The organism is Sphingomonas echinoides (assembly GCF_029623395.1).
GTDB lineage: Bacteria > Pseudomonadota > Alphaproteobacteria > Sphingomonadales > Sphingomonadaceae > Sphingomonas > Sphingomonas echinoides_A.
On sequence record NZ_JAPYKK010000056.1, the window covers coordinates 1 to 16958 of the forward strand.

15 protein-coding genes are annotated in these 16958 nt (G+C 66.6%); 11 read left to right on the plus strand and 4 right to left on the minus strand.

Features of this window, described 5'->3' with window-relative positions; all coding sequences use genetic code 11:
* Positions 1-184: 184 nt before the first annotated feature.
* The 4 genes from QBJ92_RS19655 to QBJ92_RS19670 all read left to right on the plus strand — a co-directional run bounded on the left by QBJ92_RS19655 (position 185) and on the right by QBJ92_RS19670 (position 6024).
* Complete coding sequence (locus QBJ92_RS19655) at positions 185-1918, plus strand: DEAD/DEAH box helicase (protein WP_277971377.1); 1734 nt, start codon at positions 185-187, stop codon at positions 1916-1918.
* Positions 1919-2133: 215 nt separating this feature from the next.
* A complete protein-coding gene (locus QBJ92_RS19660; protein ID WP_277971378.1) occupies positions 2134-3432 on the plus strand; it encodes a thiamine pyrophosphate-dependent enzyme in 1299 nt (432 codons plus the stop codon).
* A 163-nt stretch (positions 3433-3595) separates the two neighbouring features.
* Positions 3596-4603 carry an alpha-ketoacid dehydrogenase subunit beta gene (locus tag QBJ92_RS19665; RefSeq protein WP_277971390.1) on the plus strand — a complete coding sequence of 336 codons (1008 nt, stop codon included), beginning with the start codon at positions 3596-3598 and terminating at the stop codon, positions 4601-4603.
* Positions 4603-6024: a dihydrolipoamide acetyltransferase family protein gene (locus QBJ92_RS19670; protein ID WP_277971379.1), complete on the plus strand. Its 1422-nt coding sequence runs from the start codon at positions 4603-4605 to the stop codon at positions 6022-6024. The genes QBJ92_RS19665 and QBJ92_RS19670 overlap by 1 nt, the downstream gene beginning before the upstream one ends.
* Before the next feature lie 46 nt (positions 6025-6070).
* On the opposite strand, the gene QBJ92_RS19675 is transcribed toward QBJ92_RS19670, so the two are convergent.
* Positions 6071-6508 carry a c-type cytochrome gene (locus QBJ92_RS19675; RefSeq protein WP_277971380.1) on the minus strand — a complete coding sequence of 146 codons (438 nt, stop codon included), beginning with the start codon at positions 6506-6508 and terminating at the stop codon, positions 6071-6073.
* A gap of 164 nt (positions 6509-6672) precedes the next feature.
* On the opposite strand from QBJ92_RS19675, the gene QBJ92_RS19680 reads away from it, so the two are divergent.
* Positions 6673-8109: an amidohydrolase gene (locus tag QBJ92_RS19680; RefSeq protein ID WP_277971381.1), complete on the plus strand. Its 1437-nt coding sequence runs from the start codon at positions 6673-6675 to the stop codon at positions 8107-8109.
* The gene (locus QBJ92_RS19685; protein ID WP_277971382.1) at positions 8106-9404 is read left to right on the plus strand and encodes an amidohydrolase family protein; all 1299 of its coding nucleotides are present in this window, start codon (positions 8106-8108) and stop codon (positions 9402-9404) included. The genes QBJ92_RS19680 and QBJ92_RS19685 overlap by 4 nt, the downstream gene beginning before the upstream one ends.
* A 152-nt stretch (positions 9405-9556) precedes the next feature.
* Here QBJ92_RS19685 and QBJ92_RS19690 read toward each other — a convergent pair whose 3' ends face one another.
* Positions 9557-10345, minus strand: coding sequence for a crotonase/enoyl-CoA hydratase family protein (locus QBJ92_RS19690; protein ID WP_277971383.1), 789 nt, complete (start codon positions 10343-10345; stop codon positions 9557-9559).
* Positions 10346-10356: 11 nt separating this feature from the next.
* Entirely contained in the window at positions 10357-11892 is a 1536-nt protein-coding gene (locus tag QBJ92_RS19695; RefSeq protein WP_277971384.1) for an acyl-CoA synthetase, read from the minus strand.
* 193 nt (positions 11893-12085) lie between these two features.
* On the opposite strand from QBJ92_RS19695, the gene QBJ92_RS19700 reads away from it, so the two are divergent.
* Positions 12086-12523: a PaaI family thioesterase gene (locus QBJ92_RS19700; protein ID WP_277971391.1), complete on the plus strand. Its 438-nt coding sequence runs from the start codon at positions 12086-12088 to the stop codon at positions 12521-12523.
* Positions 12523-12900 (plus strand): PaaI family thioesterase, encoded by a 378-nt coding sequence (locus tag QBJ92_RS19705; RefSeq protein ID WP_277971385.1) that lies wholly within the window; start codon positions 12523-12525, stop codon positions 12898-12900. Before QBJ92_RS19700 ends, QBJ92_RS19705 begins: the two co-directional genes overlap by 1 nt.
* Positions 12901-12902: 2 nt before the next feature.
* On the opposite strand, the gene QBJ92_RS19710 is transcribed toward QBJ92_RS19705, so the two are convergent.
* Positions 12903-14147 carry a PQQ-dependent sugar dehydrogenase gene (locus tag QBJ92_RS19710; RefSeq protein WP_277971386.1) on the minus strand — a complete coding sequence of 415 codons (1245 nt, stop codon included), beginning with the start codon at positions 14145-14147 and terminating at the stop codon, positions 12903-12905.
* A gap of 262 nt (positions 14148-14409) precedes the next feature.
* Here QBJ92_RS19710 and rimP point away from each other — a divergent pair, with 262 nt between their 5' ends.
* Genes rimP through QBJ92_RS19725 form a run of 3 tightly spaced genes read left to right on the plus strand, consistent with a single transcriptional unit; the run spans position 14410 to position 16894 of the window.
* On the plus strand, positions 14410-15015 hold the full coding sequence (rimP, locus tag QBJ92_RS19715) for a ribosome maturation protein RimP (RefSeq protein WP_277971387.1): 606 nt from the start codon (positions 14410-14412) through the stop codon (positions 15013-15015).
* Positions 15015-16664, plus strand: coding sequence for a transcription termination factor NusA (gene nusA, locus QBJ92_RS19720; protein ID WP_277971388.1), 1650 nt, complete (start codon positions 15015-15017; stop codon positions 16662-16664). Before rimP ends, nusA begins: the two co-directional genes overlap by 1 nt.
* Positions 16664-16894: a tautomerase family protein gene (locus tag QBJ92_RS19725; protein ID WP_277971389.1), complete on the plus strand. Its 231-nt coding sequence runs from the start codon at positions 16664-16666 to the stop codon at positions 16892-16894. Before nusA ends, QBJ92_RS19725 begins: the two co-directional genes overlap by 1 nt.
* The last annotated feature ends 64 nt before the right edge of the window (positions 16895-16958 follow it).

A 16958-nucleotide genomic window follows, 5' to 3' on the forward strand; every position in this document is an offset into this window, starting at 1 on the left:
GGCCGGGGGTGGGTTGCTCTCCGCATCGCGCAACGCCCTCTCCAAACGATCCCATCTGAGCACCATACCGCCGCCGCCGAACCCCAGAGAAACCCCTTTTCCACACCCCCCGTGCATTTTGCCTACACCCATGCTAGGGAGCCGCACTGGCGCGCGCCTCCGCCGCCCCCATATTCGGAATACCATGCCCTTTACACACCTCCCCACGCTTCTTGCCGAAGCGCTCTCCGCCCGTGGCTATGCCGCCCCCACCCCAGTCCAGGCGTCGGTCATCGAGCCGCAGGCCGAGGGCCGCGATCTGATCGTGTCCGCGCAGACCGGGTCGGGCAAGACCGTCGCGTTCGGCCTTGCGATCGCACCCCAGTTGCTCACCGAAGACGAAGGCCGCCTGCCGCCTCCGCGCGCGCCGCTCGCCCTCGCGATCGCGCCGACCCGCGAACTCGCGCTCCAGGTCAGCCGCGAGCTCGAATGGCTCTACGCCAAGGCTGGCGCGCGCATCTCGACCTGCGTCGGCGGCATGGATGCCAGCCGAGAGCGGCGCTCGCTAAGCCACGGTGCGCATATCGTCGTCGGCACGCCGGGCCGTCTGCGCGATCACATCGAGCGCGGCGCGCTCGACCTGTCCAACATCAAGGCGGTCATCCTCGACGAAGCCGACGAGATGCTCGACATGGGCTTCCGCGAGGATCTCGAGCTGATCCTCGACGCCTCGCCCGAGGGAAGGCGCACGCTGCTGTTCTCGGCGACGATGCCCAAGTCGATCGTCGCGCTGGCGAAGCGGTATCAGAAGGATGCGCTGCGCATCTCGACTGTCGGCGAAGACCGTGGCCACGGCGACATCAGCTATCAGGCGGTCACCGTCGCCCCCGCGGATATCGAGAACGCGGTCGTCAACTTGCTCCGCCTCCACGAAGCCGAGACCGCGATCCTGTTCTGCGCGACGCGCGACAACGTCCGCCATCTCCATGCCGGTCTGATCGAGCGCGGGTTCGCCGCGGTCGCACTGTCGGGCGAGCATAGCCAGAACGAGCGCAACAGCGCGATGCAGGCGCTCCGCGACAAGCGCGCACGCGTCTGCGTCGCGACCGACGTCGCCGCGCGCGGGCTCGATCTGCCGTCGCTCAGCCTCGTCGTCCATGTCGAGCTGCCGCGCGATGCCGAGACGCTCCAGCATCGCTCGGGTCGTACCGGTCGTGCGGGCAAGAAGGGCACCGCGATCCTGATCGTGCCGTATCAGCGCAAGCGCCGCGTCGAGATGATGCTGCGCGGCGCGCGGATCGCGGTCGAATGGATGAATGCGCCGACCGTCGACGACATCCGCAAGGCCGACAAGTCGCGCCTGATGACGATGCTGATGGAAGACGTCGAGATCGACGAGGATGATCGTGCATTGGGTGCGCAGCTGCTCGAGAAGAAGAGCCCCGAGGAGATCGCCGCGGCGCTCGTCCGCAGCTATCGCGCGCGGATGCCCGCGCCCGAGGAGATGATCGAAGCAAGCGGTTCGGGTGCCGGTGGCGCGTCGCGGGAAGCGGGCAAGGAGCATCATCGCGACGGGTTCGACGACGTCGTCTGGTTCCGCATGGACATCGGCCGTCGCCAGAACGCCGATCCGCGCTGGATCCTGCCACTGATCTGCCGTCGCGGGCACATCACCAAGAACGAGGTCGGTGCGATTCGCATCGCCGCGAACGAGACGATGTTCCAGGTGCCGAGCGCGATCGCGAGCAAGTTCATGTCCGCGGTCAAGCGCACCGAAGGCCAGGAAGCCGAAGGCGCGGTCCAGTTCGAGGCGGTCCAGGGCGGCCCCGAACAGGCCGAGCGCGCGCCGCGTCGCGCGAATGGGCCTGCGCCGGTGCGTCACGCCCCGCGCCCGACGCTGCGTCCCGCCGGTGGCGCGCCCCGCCGTCCGCGCTCGTAAGCTCGACATGGCATAAGGCCGCTCCCCCGGCGAAAGCCGGGGGATAACGACGGCAAACACGGCGCGCGGCATCGTCAACCGCTCGAACCACCGTGGAATTTACACCAGGACTCGCACACCCCCTCGCCAAGCGCCGCGAAATTTTATAACAACGCCGCGCATAGAACGAATCTGCCCACCGACCGTTGGTGGGAGAGGCTTCGCTTGGAGAGAATATGGCGCGCGACCCGGTCCCGGCCCATCTGAAGAAGAACCTGCCGCCGTTATCGCTCTACGTGCCCGAACCCAAGTTCCGGCCCGGCGACACGGTCGATTTCACGCAGGTCCCGATCCCCACCGCCGGCGAAACCCGCCGCCCCGAGATCACCGACGATGCGCAGAGCTTCACCGATCTGGCGTATCAGCTCGTCCGCGTGCTCGACGAGGACAATCAGGCGGTCGGCCCGTGGAACCCCCGCCTCACGCCCGATATGTTGCGCGCGATGCTGCGCAGCATGGCGCAGGTCCGCGCGTTCGACGAGCGTATGTTCCGCGCGCAGCGGCAGGGCAAGACGAGCTTCTACATGAAGTGCACCGGCGAGGAAGCGGTGGCGGTCTCGGCGGCCTATGCGCTCGATTACGAGGACATGTGCTTCCCGTCCTATCGTCAGCAGGGCCTGCTCATCGCGCGCAACTGGTCGATGGTCGACATGATGAACCAGATCTATTCGAACAGCGCGGATCGGTTGCAGGGCAAGCAGTTGCCAATCATGTATTCGGTCAAGGAAGCTGGGTTCTTCTCGATCTCGGGCAACCTCACCACGCAATATCCGCAAGCGGTCGGCTGGGCGATGGCGAGCGCCGCCAAGGGCGACACGCGGATCGCGGCGACCTGGTGCGGCGAGGGGTCGACCGCCGAGGGCGACTTCCACTCGGCCTGCACGTTCGCGAGCGTCTACCGCGCGCCGGTGATCTTCAACGTCGTCAACAACCAGTGGGCGATCTCGTCCTTCTCAGGCTTCGCGGGTGCGGAATCGACGACCTTCGCGGCACGTGCGGTCGGCTACGGCATCGCCGGACTGCGCGTCGACGGCAATGATGCGCTCGCAGTCTATGCTGCGACTGCCTGGGCGGCGGAGCGCGCGCGGACCAACCAGGGGCCAACGCTGATCGAGCATTTCACTTACCGCGCCGAAGGCCATTCGACCTCGGACGATCCGGGCCAGTACCGCTCGGCGGGCGAGCCGACCGCCTGGCCGCTCGGCGACCCGATCGCGCGTCTGAAGGCGCATCTGATTGCGCTCGGCGAATGGGACGAGGACCGCCACGCCGCGCAGGACAAGGAGTTGGCCGAAATGGTCAAGGCCGCGCAGAAACAGGCCGAAGCCAACGGCGTGCTCGGCCACGGCCTCCACCAGCCGCTCGATACTCTGTTCGACGGCGTGTTCGAGGAAATGCCGTGGCATTTGCAGGAACAGCAAGCGCAGATGATCGCCGAGGAAACCGCCAGCGGTCGCCCATGGGCGCGCAAGTGATGGGGCCGCATGATAGCGGCGCAGCCAACACGTCCCTCTTCTTCCTTCGCGTCTTAGCGCCTTTGCGTGATCAAGATTTTCTCACGCAAAGCCGCAAAGCCGCAAAGAAGGTTTTTAAGGCCGCAGTCGCGGCGGGTGCAGCAGCATGACCGATTCGACCCGCATGAACATGATCCAGGCGATCAATTCCGCCATGGACGTGATGATGGAACGCGATCCCGACATCGTCGTGATGGGCGAGGACGTCGGCTATTTCGGCGGCGTATTCCGCGCGACCGCGGGGCTCCAGAGCAAATACGGCAAGACCCGCGTGTTCGACACGCCGATCACCGAATGCGGCATCATCGGCGTCGCGGTCGGCATGGGTGCCTATGGCCTGCGCCCGGTCCCGGAGATCCAGTTCGCCGACTATATCTACCCCGCGCTCGACCAGTTGGTCAGCGAGGCAGCACGGTTGCGCTATCGTTCGGCAGGGGAATTCACCGCGCCGATCACGGTGCGCTCGCCGTTCGGCGGCGGCATCTTCGGCGGGCAGACGCACAGCCAGAGCCCCGAGGGGATCTTCACGCACATCTCGGGCGTCAAGACGGTGATCCCCTCGACCCCCTATGACGCCAAGGGCCTGCTGATCGCGGCGATCGAGGACAATGATCCGACGATCTTCTTCGAACCCAAGCGGATCTACAACGGCCCGTTCGACGGCCATTGGGACAAGCCCACGCAGAACTGGTCGCAGCATCCCGCGGGCGAGGTGCCGACCGGCTATTACAAGATCGAACTCGGCAAGGCGAAGGTCGTGCGGCCCGGCGAGGCGCTGACGATCCTTGCCTACGGCACGATGGTCCACGTCGCGCTGGCGGTGATCGCGGAAGCCGGGGTCGACGCAGAGGTGATCGACCTGCGCACGCTGGTGCCGCTCGACATCGAGACGATCGCGGCATCGGTGGAGAAGACCGGACGCTGCATGATCATCCACGAGGCGACGCGGACCAGCGGGTTCGGCGCGGAACTGTCGGCGCAGGTGCAGGAGCGGTGCTTCTATCATCTGGAAGCACCGATCGAGCGCGTCACCGGGTTCGACACGCCTTATCCGCACAGCCTTGAATGGGCGTATTTCCCGGGTCCGGTCCGGATCGGCGAGGCGCTCAAGAAGATTATGAAGGACGCATAATGGCACGCTTTACCTTCAAGCTCCCCGACATCGGCGAAGGCATTTCCGAGGCGGAGATCGTCGCCTGGCACGTCAAGGTCGGCGAACGTGTCGAGGAGGACCAGCAGGTCGCCGACATGATGACCGACAAGGCGACGGTCGAGATGGAATCGCCGGTTTCTGGCGTGGTGGTCGAACTGGCGGGCGAAGTCGGCGACCAGGTGTCGATCGGCGCGGCGCTGGTCGTGATCGAGATGGATGGCGACGTGTCGGCGGAGGAAGCGCCTGCGTTGCGCTCGGACGAGCCTGCGGAGCTGAAGGTCGCCCCGGCGAGCGCAGAGCAGGTCGAGGTCGCGCAGCAATATGAGGCGGAGAATCCGGGCGTGGATGTCGCGGCTTCTTCTCCCTCTCCCCCCCGGGGAGCATCAGGTCGGTCATCCCCCCGGGATGACCTGAACCGTGCGGGGCACGGTTCACCTGATGCTGGCCGGGGAGAGGGGGACGCATCAACGAATGTCCCGCTCGCAAGCCTAGTACAGCCCCTCTCCCCGACCCTCTCCCCTGAAGGGGAGAGGGAGAAGAAGGCCGTCCTCGCCTCCCCCGCGGTCCGCGCGCGCGCTTCGGATCTCGGCGTAGACCTCTCCCAGATCAAGGCCGAGGGCGACCGCATCCGCCACAGCGATCTCGACGCGTTCCTCCGCTACGGCGGCGCACAGGGCTACCAGGCCCCTCACGCTTCCAACGCCCGCCCAGACGAGGCGATCAAGGTCATCGGGATGCGCCGCCGCATCGCCGAGAACATGGCCGCGTCCAAGCGTGCGATCCCGCACTTCACTTATGTCGACGAGATCGACGTCACCGCGCTGGAAGCGATGCGTGCCGACCTCAACGCCAACCGCGGCGGACGCCCCAAGCTGACGCTGCTCCCGCTGCTGATCGTCGCGATCTGCAAGACGATCCCGGCGTTCCCGATGCTCAACGCGCGCTATGACGACGAAGCGGGCGTGGTGACGCGGCACGGCAGCGTACATCTGGGGATGGCGACGCAGACCGACGCCGGGCTCACCGTCCCCGTCATCCGCGATGCACAGGACCGCAACGTGTGGCAGCTCGCGACCGAGATCGTCCGCCTCGCCGAAGCAGCTCGCGCTAACAAGCTCGCGCCAAGCGAAATGGGCGGTGGCACGCTGACCGTCACTTCGCTCGGCCCGCTCGGCGGGATCGCGACGACGCCCGTCATCAACCGGCCCGAGGTCGCGATCATCGGCCCGAACAAGATCGTCGAACGGCCGATCTTTGTCGGCGACGAGATCGTCCGCGCCAAGCTGATGAACCTGTCGATAAGCTGCGATCACCGCGTCGTCGACGGATGGGACGCCGCGAGCTTCGTGCAGGCGCTGCGCAAGTATCTGGAAACGCCGGTCCTGCTCTTCGCGAACTAAGGCACGGAACGGATCAGGGGCGGGGGGCGGAGGACGCCCCCCGCCCTCAGCGCTTCGTCTGCAAATACGCGATCACATCGGCCCGATCGAGCGGATCGGCGAGCCCCGCGAACCCCATCGCCGTCCCTGGCGCAAAGCGCTGCGGATTGGCGAGCCACGCATCCATTCGCTCCGGCGTCCAGCGACCGCCCACCTTCTGCAACGCGGCGGTGTAGGCGAAACGCTGGCTGTTCTGCGCGATTTCCGACCCCATCACGCCGAACAGGGTGGGGCCGCCGAAATCGGGCGCTCCGCGGCCGATCGAATGACAGGCCGAACAGCGGGTAAAGAGCCGTGCACCCGCAGCCGCACTAGCGACCCGGGAAAGCGCCGCCGGGGACGGGTTCGGCCCCGCAGCACGGCGACGCGCCTCCTTGTCGTCGGGCGAACAGGCGGTCAGCGTCAGCGCAGACGCGATCGCCAGAATGATCGATCTCGATCTCATGACGACCCCGTACAGGGTCTCGCGCGGCGCTACAAACCGGTTTGCTGCCGGACGCCGCAGTGCAGCAGGGAGCGTCTGCGCGTCCGGCAAGGCGGTTGACACCCTGCGGATCCTGCCGGATTACTTCACCAACACAGCGCAAAACGCGCGAAGGGGGTTGGGCAATGAAGCATATCGGATTGGCCACGGTGGCGCTCGCCGCCTTGGTGGCAGGCTGCGCGAGCAATGGCGGCGGACGTCCCGCGACCGCGTCCACCAAGGCCGACACCGGCAAGGGCAAGGGCCCCGGCGCGGGCAAGGCGTTCAGCCACGACCCGTTCCCCTCGACCTACAAGCGCTACCCCGGCGCGCCGACATTGGTGACGCACGTCACGATCTTCGACGGCGAAGGCGGCAAGATTGACGACGGTTCGGTGCTGTTCGCGGACGGCAAGATCGTCGCGCTCGGCCAGACCGTCGCCGCGCCCGCGGGCGCGACCGTGATCGACGGGACTGGCAAGACGCTGACCCCTGGGATCATCGATATCCACAGTCATCTCGGCGATTACCCGACCCCGTCGGTCCCTGCGCTGTCCGACGGCAACGAAGCGACCGGGCCGATCACTGCCGACGTCTGGGCAGAACACAGCGTGTGGCCGCAAGACCCTGGCTTCAGCCGCGCGCTGACCAATGGCGGGGTGACGACGCTGCAGATCCTCCCCGGGTCGGCGAACCTGATGGGTGGGCGCTCGGTCGTGATCAAGAACGTCTATGCGCGGACCGAACAGGGGATGAAGTTCCCCGGCGCGCCCTACGGCCTCAAGATGGCGTGCGGCGAGAACCCCAAGCGCGTCTATGGCAGCAAGGGCCGCGAGCCCTCGACCCGGATGGGGAATGTCGCGGTCGATCGCCAGACTTGGGCGAAGGCGGCCGAGTACAAGCGCAAGTGGGACAAATACGAGAAGGACGGCGGGGAAGCCCCGACGCGCGACATCGGGATGGATACGCTCGCGGGCGTGCTGTCGGGCGAGATCCTCGTCCAGAACCATTGCTATCGCGCGGACGAAATGGCCATCGTCATGGATATGGCGAAGGAATTTGGCTACCACGTCAGCGCGTTCCACCACGCGGTCGAGGCGTATAAGATCGCCGACCTGTTGAAGCAGAACGACAACACCTGCGCCGCAGTCTGGGCCGACTGGTGGGGCTTCAAGATGGAATCGTACGACGCGATCGGCGAGAACCTCGCGCTGCTCCAGAAGAACGGCGCGTGCGCGATGATCCACTCGGACGATGAAAACGGGATCCAGCGGCTCAACCAGGAAGTCGCCAAGGCGCTCGCCTCCGGGCGGCGCGCGGGAATCCAGATCTCGGACGCGGTCGCGTGGCAATGGCTGACCATCAACCCGGCCAAGGCGCTCCACATCGACGACAAGACCGGCAGCCTCAAGCCCGGCAAGATGGCCGACGTCGTGCTCTGGAACGGCAATCCGTTCAGCGTCTACACCCGGCCCGAGAAGGTGTGGATCGACGGCGCGCTGCTCTACGATGCCAACGACCCGAAACGCCGACCGGTCTCCGATTTCGAACTTGGCCAGCCCGGCTCGGGAGACGTGAAGTGAAGCGCCTGTTGCTCCTTTCCGCCGCGCTGCTGGCAACGCCGGTCGCGGCACAGACTGTTGCGATCACCAACGCGAAGCTCGTCATCGGCGATGGCTCTGCGCCGATCGAGGGCGGGACCGTGGTCGTGCGCGACGGGCGTATTGTCGCGGCAGGGCGAGGCGTCGCGGTTCCCGGCGGGGTCGAGACGGTCGATGCGGGCGGCCGCTGGGTCACGCCCGGAATCGTCGCAGGCTTTACGCGCATGGGGATCGTGGAAGTCGACGGCGTCGACGAGACCGCCGATGCGGGCGCGAAGACCAGCCCGTTCCACGCCGCGATCGACATCGCATCCGCGGTCAATGCGAGCACCAGTTCGATCCCGCTCAACCGCGCCGAAGGCGTCACGCGCGCGATCGTCGCGCCCGACACCGCCGGGTCGATCTTCGCGGGAATGGGCGCAGTGATCGATCTTGGCGCAGACCGTTCGCCAGTGACTCGGCCCCGCGCGTTCCAGTTCATGGAATATGGCGTGGACGGCGGGCGCGCGGCGGGGGGCAGCCGCCCGGCGGCGATTGCGATGTTCCGCAACGCGCTCGCGCAGGCGAAAGATTTCGCGCGCGATCCGAACCATTATGCCGATCAGGGCAAGGAAGCGCTGCTGACACGCGCCGATGCCGAGGCGCTGGTGCCGGTCGCGAATGGCAAGATGCCGCTGCTCGTCCATGTCGAGCGCGCGTCGGACATGCTCGCGCTGATCGATCTGAAGCGCGATTTCCCCGCGGTGAAGATGGTCTTCGTCGGCGCGGCGGAGGGCTGGCTCGTGGCCCCACAACTCGTAGCGGCACGGATTCCGGTAATCGCCTCGGCGCTGACCGATTTGCCCAATTCTTTCGACCAGCTTGGTTCGACCCAGTCGAACGTCGGGCGGATGAAGGCGGCGGGCGTGCTGGTCGGGCTCGGGATGATCAACGACAATGAGGCGCGGCAGGCGCGGCTCGAAAAGCAATATGCGGGCAATCTGGTCGCGCTGACCAAGCTGCCCGGCGCGACCGGGCTCGACTGGAATGCGGCGTTCGCGGCGATCACCTCGGTGCCCGCCGAGGCGATCGGGATGGGCGACGAGATCGGCTCGCTCAAGGCGGGGCGGCGCGGCGACGTCGTGGTGTGGGACGGTGATCCGCTGGAACTGGGGACCGGCGTTGCTGCGGTCTATATCGACGGCGTCAAACAACCGCTGCGGACGCGGCAGGATGCGTTGCGCGATCGGTATATGGTGCCGCAGGAGGGTGCTTTGCCCAAGGCGTATGAGCGGTAGGCGTTTGCGGCTCGGGTAGCTACCGCCGCTCGCCGACCCACCCCCAACCCCTCCCTTTCAGGGAGGGGAGTAGAACGACAGCCACACGTCCCTCCCCTCCCTGGAAGGGAGGGGCCGGGGGTGGGTCGCCCGCCGTATCGCGCGCCCCCCCCTCACTCCGCGTCGTGGAACACCGCGGGCCGCTTCTGGATGTTCGCCGCGACCTGCTCCATCATCGCGGGCTTCCCGATTACCGCCATCTGCTCGGTCGTCTCCGCCTCGAGCAACGATCGCGCATCCGCATCAAACGCCAGGTTGCACAACCGCTTCGCCCCGCGGATCGCATTGGGGCTCTTCGCCGCGATCAGATGCGCCAGCTCCAGCGCCGCCGCATGCGGGGCATGCGCGACACGCGTGACGAACCCGTGATGCAGCGCCTCGTCGGCATCGAACTCGCGCGACGTATAGACCAGTTCGCGCAGCACATCGTCGCGCACCAGCCCGCGCCAGATCGGGAAACCCGCCATGTCGGGCACCAGCCCCCAATAGCTTTCGCGGATGGCGAAACGCGTCCCCGGCGCGGCGATCCGGATGTCCGCCCCGGACATGATCTGGAACCCGCCGCCGAACGCGACCCCGTGCACCGCCGCAATCACCGGCATCGGCAGGTTGCGCCAGCCCCAGGTGACGTGCTGCGGCAGGATGCTGCCCTGGTCGTTGCGCGCATCATGGCTCAGCCCCGATCCGCCCGCCGCCATGCTCGTCATGTCGAGCCCTGCGCAGAACGCCTTGCCCTCGCCCGACAGCACAACGCAGCGCACGTCCTTGCGGGCGTGAAGCGAGTCGATCACCTCGCCTATCGCCTCGAACATCTGCGGGTCGATCGCGTTCATCTTGTCGGCGCGGGTCAGCCTTACGTCGGCGACGTGATCGGTGACGGTGATCGAAACCCGGTCGTTCATGCTCTTCTCCATCAGACGATCCGGCTGCCCGTCTCGCCCCAATAGTGGTCGCGCAGCAGCCGTTTGTACAATTTGCCGGTCGCATGCCGCGGCAGCTCCGCGGTGAAATCGATCTGCCGCGGGGTCTTCACCCCCGACAGTTCGGCGCGACACCAGGCGATCAGCGCGGCGGCAAAGTCTGGCCCCGCCTCGGCCATGTCGACCGGCTGCACCACCGCAACGACACGCTCGCCCATTTCCGCATCGGGCGCGCCGATCACCGCGACATCGGCGACGCGCGGATGCGTGATCAGCCGGTTCTCGATCTCCTGCGGGTAGATGTTGACCCCGCCCGAGATGATCATGAAGCTCTTGCGGTCGGTCAGGTAGAGATAGCCGTCATCGTCGACCCGCCCGATATCGCCGAGCGTCGACCAGCCGAATGCGTTGCGCGCCTCGGCGGTCTTCTCGGGGTCGTTGTGATATTCAAACGCACCGCCGCCCTCGAAATAGATCAGCCCCTCGGTCCCCGGCGGCACCTCCGCGCCATCCTCGCCGCAGACATGGAGCACGCCATACGCCGCCTTGCCGACCGACCCGCGATGCGCAAGCCATTCGCTCGACGCGATCGTGGTCAGCCCATTCCCCTCGGACCCGGCATAATATTCGAACAGCACCGGCCCCCACCAGTCGATCATCGCTTCCTTCACGGGCACCGGGCACGGCGCCGCCGCATGGATCGCGACGGTCAGGCTCGACACGTCGTATCGTGCGCGGGTTAGTGCATCCAGCTTGAGCAACCGCACAAAATGGGTCGGCACCCATTGGCTTGCGGTAACATGGTAGCGCTCGATCGCGGCGAGTGCGGCCTCGGGTTCGAAATGCTCCATCATGACGACGGTACCGCCGAGGCGCTGGACCGTCATCGACCAGCGCAGCGGCGCGGCGTGATAGAGCGGCGCGGGGCTGAGATAGATGCTGTCGGGGCCAAGCCCGTAGAGCCCGCGCGCGAGCATTTCGAGAACGGTGGTCGCTGCTATGTCGGGATCTTCGGGCAGCGCGACACGGACGCCCTTGGGCCGACCGGTCGTTCCCGACGAATAAAGCATGTCGATCCCTGCCCGCTCGTCCGGGATCGGGTCAGCCGGCTGCTCCGCGACGGCGGCGTCCCAGTCCGCCCACCCCGGAATCGCACCGCCGACCGCGAAGCGCAGCACGTCGATCGGAACGTCCGCGACCGCCCCCGCCAGCGCAGCCGAGGCGACGACGAGCTTGGCGCCGGAATCCGCGACGATGTAGCGGACTTCGGGTGCGGTCAGCTTGGTCGAGATGCACACGAAAAACAGTCCGCTACGCTGGGCGCCCCAGGCAAGATCGTAGAATTGCGGGCTGTTCTCACACAGTAAAGCGATCGTGTCGCCGGGGTGGAGGCCATGCGCACGGAACAGGTGCGCGGCGCGGTTGGAGCGGTGGTCGAGCGCGGCGAAGCTGATCGTCTCGCCGGTTTCGGCGACGATCAGCGCAGGTCTGCCCGGATCGCTCCGCGCATGGACGCATGGGTGCGACATTCGCCAGCCTCTCCCCTGTAGATTCGTTTTCTTTTGCAACCCGATGCTAGCGCGGGGTCGATCGCGCGGCAACGGCGGAGTTTGGGAAGGTTTTGAGGGAGCGCGCGGCTTGCCACACGCCGACATCGCCGCCCGGACGGGAATGGCCGATGCTGGGTTGCACCCCGCCCCCGTTTCGATACAGCGCAGCGCCATGTCGCCCGATCCCCTGCCCGCCTTCGATCCTGCTCGTTTCAGCCGTCTCGGCGTTGGCGGGCATGGTGGATTGCTGGGCCTCAGCTATCTTGCGCACGGTCCGGACTGGTGCGAGCTTCAGCTCCCGTATCGCGCGGATTTGATCGGCGATCCCGACAGCGGCGTGCTCGCCTCGGGTCCGATCCTGACGATGATGGACATGGCGACCAGCCTCGCGGTGTGGACTCGGCTCGGCAGCTTCCGCCCGCACGCCACGCTCGACCTGCGAATCGATTATCTCCGTCCGGCAACGCCTGGGAAGACGGTGATCGGCCACGGCGAATGCTATCGCATCACGCGCTCGATCTCGTTCGTGCGCGGCCAGGCGCACGACGGCGACCCGGACGATCCCCTCGCGCACGTCGCGGGCACCTTCATGTTCACGGACGCCGCCTGATGCTCCCGCCTTATGCCCAGACGCTCGGGATCGAAGTCGCCGCGGGCGACGACCCGATCCTCCTCACCATGCCGTTCGGTCAGGCGCTGACCGGGCGACCCGGCTGGCTCCACGGCGGCGCGATCGGCGGGTTGCTCGAGATGGCGGCGATCGTCGCCGTGCGGCAGGCGCTCGCGGAAGACGGCGGCGGACAGATCAAGCCGATCAACGTCACGGTCGATTACATGCGCGGCGGGCGCGACAAGCCGACGTTTGCGCGCGGCGTGGTAACGCGGCTCGGCGGGCGAGTCGCGAACGTCGAGGCCACCGCCTGGCAGGACGATCCCGCCAGGCCGATCGCCGCCGCGCGGATGAACTATCTCATCGCGCGCGGCTGATCTTACGTCTTCGCAAGCCGTACCAGCTTGCCGCTGTCCTCAAGTAGCCAGATCGCGCCGTCCGGTCCCTGCGCGACATCGCGCACGCGTTCGCCGATCTTATACTGGTTCTCGACCTTGGCGCTGTCCCCGGCGATCGAAACACGGATCAGCGACTCGCCGCCGAGCGCGCCGATCAACAGGTTGCCGCGGAACTCGGGGAACATAGCCCCGCTGTAGCGGATCATCCCGCCAGGCGAGATCGATGGGTTCCACCACAATTTGGGGGCTTCCAGGTCCGGGCGGCTGGGGTGATCCGGGATCGGCTTGCCCGAATAATTATCGCCGTTGGAGACGATCGGCCAGCCGTAATTCTTGCCCGGCAGGATCAGGTTCAGCTCATCGCCGCCCTTAGGCCCCATTTCGACTTCCCACATCCGCGCCGCATCGTCGAAGACGAGGCCGTAGGGATTACGATGCCCGCTGCTCCAGATCTGCGCGCGGACCCCGCCCGCGGCCGCCATCGGATTGCCGGGGGCCGCCTTGCCATCCAGCGTGAGGTGGAGGATCTTGCCGATTGCCTGATCGGGATCCTGTGCTGGAGTAAACCGCTGGCGCTCGCCCGACGAGAGATACAGCGACTGCCCGTCGGGTGCGAACAGGATGTTGGCGCCGAACTGCCCGCCGACCCCGTCCGATCCGGCGCGCCACAGCACCTGCAGATTGGTCAACGCAGTCCCGGTGTACAGGCCGCGCGCGAGCGCGAGGCTGCTGCCACCCGGACGCGGCTCCGAATAGCTGACGTAGACCAGTCGGCTCTTGGCGAAATCGGGGGCAAGCGCGATGTCGAGCAGCCCGCCCTGATTGTCGAACACCACCTTGGGCGCCCCGGTGATCTCGCTGATCGATCCATCGGCTTTGCGCAGCTTGATCTTGCCCGCCTTCTCGGTGATCAGCGCCGCGCCGTCCGGCAGTACGGCAATCGCGAACGGATCCTCGAACTGCCCGAGCGTCTGCATCGCGAACGGCGGAGCGGTTTCGGTCGTGTTTGCGCGCCCAGTCGTCGCAGGCACGTTCTTGACGGTGGCGTCGGGCGCGTCGTCGGGCAGGCTGGTGACGGGCGGCGCGGCGTTGGCGGGCGCGGTAGGCGTAACCGGTGTGTCGGCCGTCGCCCCCGCGACCGGAGCGGCGGCATTTGACTCCTGCGCCTGCCCCGAACAGGCGGTGGCGGCGAGCAGCAGCGCGAGCGGCGCACGAGACAAGGACATCAGCTTTCTCCCAGACTATACGACACATACCGTCATTTCCCGGGGATGTTCCCGAACGCGGCCGTGTTTGGCGACCGGCATACCGATCCGGACCGCAAACGCCAACGCCATCCGGCTGTACAAACCGATCCGCGACAGCCGCTTGCCAGCCCGCCGCAGACCGACTATATCGCCCTCACTCTCTACATCGTCGGATGAAGAGGCTGGAGCCCCCCGGTTCCGGCGCCGAAGACCTTTGCCTGATCCTGAGGACCGACCGAGCTTGACCGAAACGCCAGACCCCACCGCTGCAACCCTGAACGCACTGGTTGCGCCCGAAGCCGAAGCGCTTGGGTTTGATCTGGTGCGCGTCAAGCTGTTCGGCGGCAAGGGCGACCTGACGCTGCAGGTAATGGCGGAACGCCCCGACACGCGGCAGCTGACGATCGACGATTGCGCCGAATTGTCGCGCCGCATCTCGGACAAGCTCGACGCGCTCGAGGAAGCAGGCAAGGACCCGATCGACGCGGAATACCGCCTCGAAGTCTCGTCGCCAGGGATCGACCGCCCGCTGACGCGACTCAAGGATTTCGCCGACTGGGCGGGGCATGAGGCGCGAATCGTGCTGCTCGCCCCGCTCGAGGGCCGCAAGGTGCTGACCGGCACGCTCAAGGGCGTGACCGACGACCGCATCGCGATCTACCTGCCCAAGCACGGCGAGCTCGACGTGCCGTTCGCGCAGGTCAACACTGCCAAGCTGCAACTCACCGACGCGCTGATCGCGGCGACTCGGCCGCTGTCGATGGACGGCGCCGACGAAGAAGAAATCGAACACGACGACGACGATGCCGCGCCCGAGGGTGCCGAACGCGAAGAAGGACTGAACTGATGGCCACCGCAGGAACATCCGGCGTCACCGCCAACCGCGCCGAGCTGATCGCGATTGCGAACGCGGTCGCCACCGAGAAGATGATCGACAAGGGCATCGTCATCGAGGCGATGGAAGACGCGATCCAGCGCGCCGCCCGCGCGCGCTACGGTGCCGAGAACGACATCCGCGCCAAGCTCGACCCCAACACCGGTGACCTGCGCTTGTGGCGCGTCGTCGAAGTGGTCGAGGCGGTCGATGACTATTTCAAGCAGGTCAATCTGAAGGAAGCCGACAAGCTCCAGAAGGGCGCGGTCGTCGGCGACTATATCGTCGATCCGCTGCCCCCGATCGAGTTCGGCCGCATCGCCGCCCAGGCCGCCAAGCAGGTCATCTTCCAGAAGGTCCGCGACGCCGAGCGCGAGCGCCAGTACGAAGAATTCAAGGACCGGATGGGTGAGATCATCACTGGCGTGGTCAAGCGCGTCGAGTTCGGCCATGTCGTCGTCGACCTGGGCCGCGCCGAGGGCGTGATCCGTCGCGACCAGCAGATCCCGCGCGAAGTCGTCCGCGTCAACGATCGCATCCGTTCGCTGATCCTCAACGTCCGCCGCGAGAACCGCGGGCCGCAGATTTTCCTCAGCCGTGCGCACCCCGACTTCATGAAGAAGCTGTTCGCGCAGGAAGTGCCCGAGATTTACGACGGCATCATCGAGATCAAGGCCGCTGCGCGCGACCCGGGTTCGCGCGCCAAGATCGGCGTGATCTCGCATGACTCGTCGATCGATCCGGTCGGTGCGTGCGTCGGCATGAAGGGCAGCCGCGTCCAGGCGGTCGTCCAGGAAATGCAGGGCGAGAAGATCGACATCATCCCGTGGTCGCCCGACACCGCGACCTTCGTCGTCAACGCGCTTCAGCCGGCTTCGGTGTCGCGCGTCGTGATCGACGAGGAAGAGGATCGCATCGAAGTCGTCGTTCCCGACGATCAGCTGTCGCTCGCGATCGGCCGCCGTGGCCAGAACGTGCGGCTTGCCTCGCAGCTCACCGCCAAGGCGATCGACATCCTGACCGAGGCCGACGCCTCCGAGAAGCGTCAGAAGGAATTCGTCGAGCGTTCGGCCCTGTTCGAGAAGGAACTCGACGTCGACGAGACGCTCGCGCAGCTGCTGGTCGCCGAGGGCTTCGGCAGCCTTGAGGAAGTCGCTTATGTCGGCGTCGACGAAATCGCGTCGATCGAAGGCTTTGACGACGATCTCGCCGCCGAGCTGCAGAGCCGCGCGACCGAGGCGCTCGATCGTCGCGAATCGACCAACCGCGAAGAGCGTCGTGGTCTGGGTGTCGATGACGCGCTTGCCGCGCTGCCGCACCTCAACGAGGCGATGCTGGTCACGCTCGGCAAGGCCGGGATCAAGACGCTCGACGATCTCGCCGATCTGGCGACCGACGAACTGATCCAGAAGAAGCGTCAGGAACCGCGCCGCCGCGCCGAGGATGCGCCCAAGCGCGTCGAAGACAAGGGTGGCGTGCTCGGCGAATATGGTCTGAGCGAAGCGCAGGGCAATGAGATCATCATGGCCGCCCGCGCGCACTGGTTCGAGGATGAGCCGACCGCGGAAGCCGACGCCGAGGAAGCGCCTGCTGCCGACGCTTCGGAGGAAAAGGACGCCTGATGCCGTTTGTCAGCATCCGCATCTCGGGCACCGCGACCAAGGACCAGAAGTCTGGGATCGTCGCGGATGTCACCCAGTCGCTGGTCGAGCGGCTGGGCAAGAACCCGGCTGCGGTGCAGATCGTGATCGAGGAAGTGTCGACCGAGAATTACGGCGCTGGCGGGATTCTGATCGCCGACCGGGACAAGCCCAAGTTGCAGGAGGACGCACATGCGGAATCCTCGCAATGACGCGCTAGCGACCCACGCAGCACCGGGCGCAACCTTAGCCCCTCCCCTTCAGGGGAGGGGTTGG

What these genes read in the sequence shown, in the direction of transcription:
- QBJ92_RS19655 (WP_277971377.1), top strand. Translation starts at nt 185, where the DNA reads ATGCCCTTTACACACCTCCCCACGCTTCTTGCCGAAGCGCTCTCCGCC.
- QBJ92_RS19660 (WP_277971378.1), top strand. Translation starts at nt 2,134, where the DNA reads ATGGCGCGCGACCCGGTCCCGGCCCATCTGAAGAAGAACCTGCCGCCG.
- QBJ92_RS19665 (WP_277971390.1), top strand. Translation starts at nt 3,596, where the DNA reads ATGAACATGATCCAGGCGATCAATTCCGCCATGGACGTGATGATGGAA.
- QBJ92_RS19670 (WP_277971379.1), top strand. Translation starts at nt 4,603, where the DNA reads ATGGCACGCTTTACCTTCAAGCTCCCCGACATCGGCGAAGGCATTTCC.
- QBJ92_RS19675 (WP_277971380.1), bottom strand. Translation starts at nt 6,508, where the DNA reads ATGAGATCGAGATCGATCATTCTGGCGATCGCGTCTGCGCTGACGCTG.
- QBJ92_RS19680 (WP_277971381.1), top strand. Translation starts at nt 6,673, where the DNA reads ATGAAGCATATCGGATTGGCCACGGTGGCGCTCGCCGCCTTGGTGGCA.
- QBJ92_RS19690 (WP_277971383.1), bottom strand. Translation starts at nt 10,345, where the DNA reads ATGAACGACCGGGTTTCGATCACCGTCACCGATCACGTCGCCGACGTA.
- QBJ92_RS19695 (WP_277971384.1), bottom strand. Translation starts at nt 11,892, where the DNA reads ATGTCGCACCCATGCGTCCATGCGCGGAGCGATCCGGGCAGACCTGCG.
- QBJ92_RS19700 (WP_277971391.1), top strand. Translation starts at nt 12,086, where the DNA reads ATGTCGCCCGATCCCCTGCCCGCCTTCGATCCTGCTCGTTTCAGCCGT.
- QBJ92_RS19705 (WP_277971385.1), top strand. Translation starts at nt 12,523, where the DNA reads ATGCTCCCGCCTTATGCCCAGACGCTCGGGATCGAAGTCGCCGCGGGC.
- QBJ92_RS19710 (WP_277971386.1), bottom strand. Translation starts at nt 14,147, where the DNA reads ATGTCCTTGTCTCGTGCGCCGCTCGCGCTGCTGCTCGCCGCCACCGCC.
- nusA (WP_277971388.1), top strand. Translation starts at nt 15,015, where the DNA reads ATGGCCACCGCAGGAACATCCGGCGTCACCGCCAACCGCGCCGAGCTG.
- QBJ92_RS19725 (WP_277971389.1), top strand. Translation starts at nt 16,664, where the DNA reads ATGCCGTTTGTCAGCATCCGCATCTCGGGCACCGCGACCAAGGACCAG.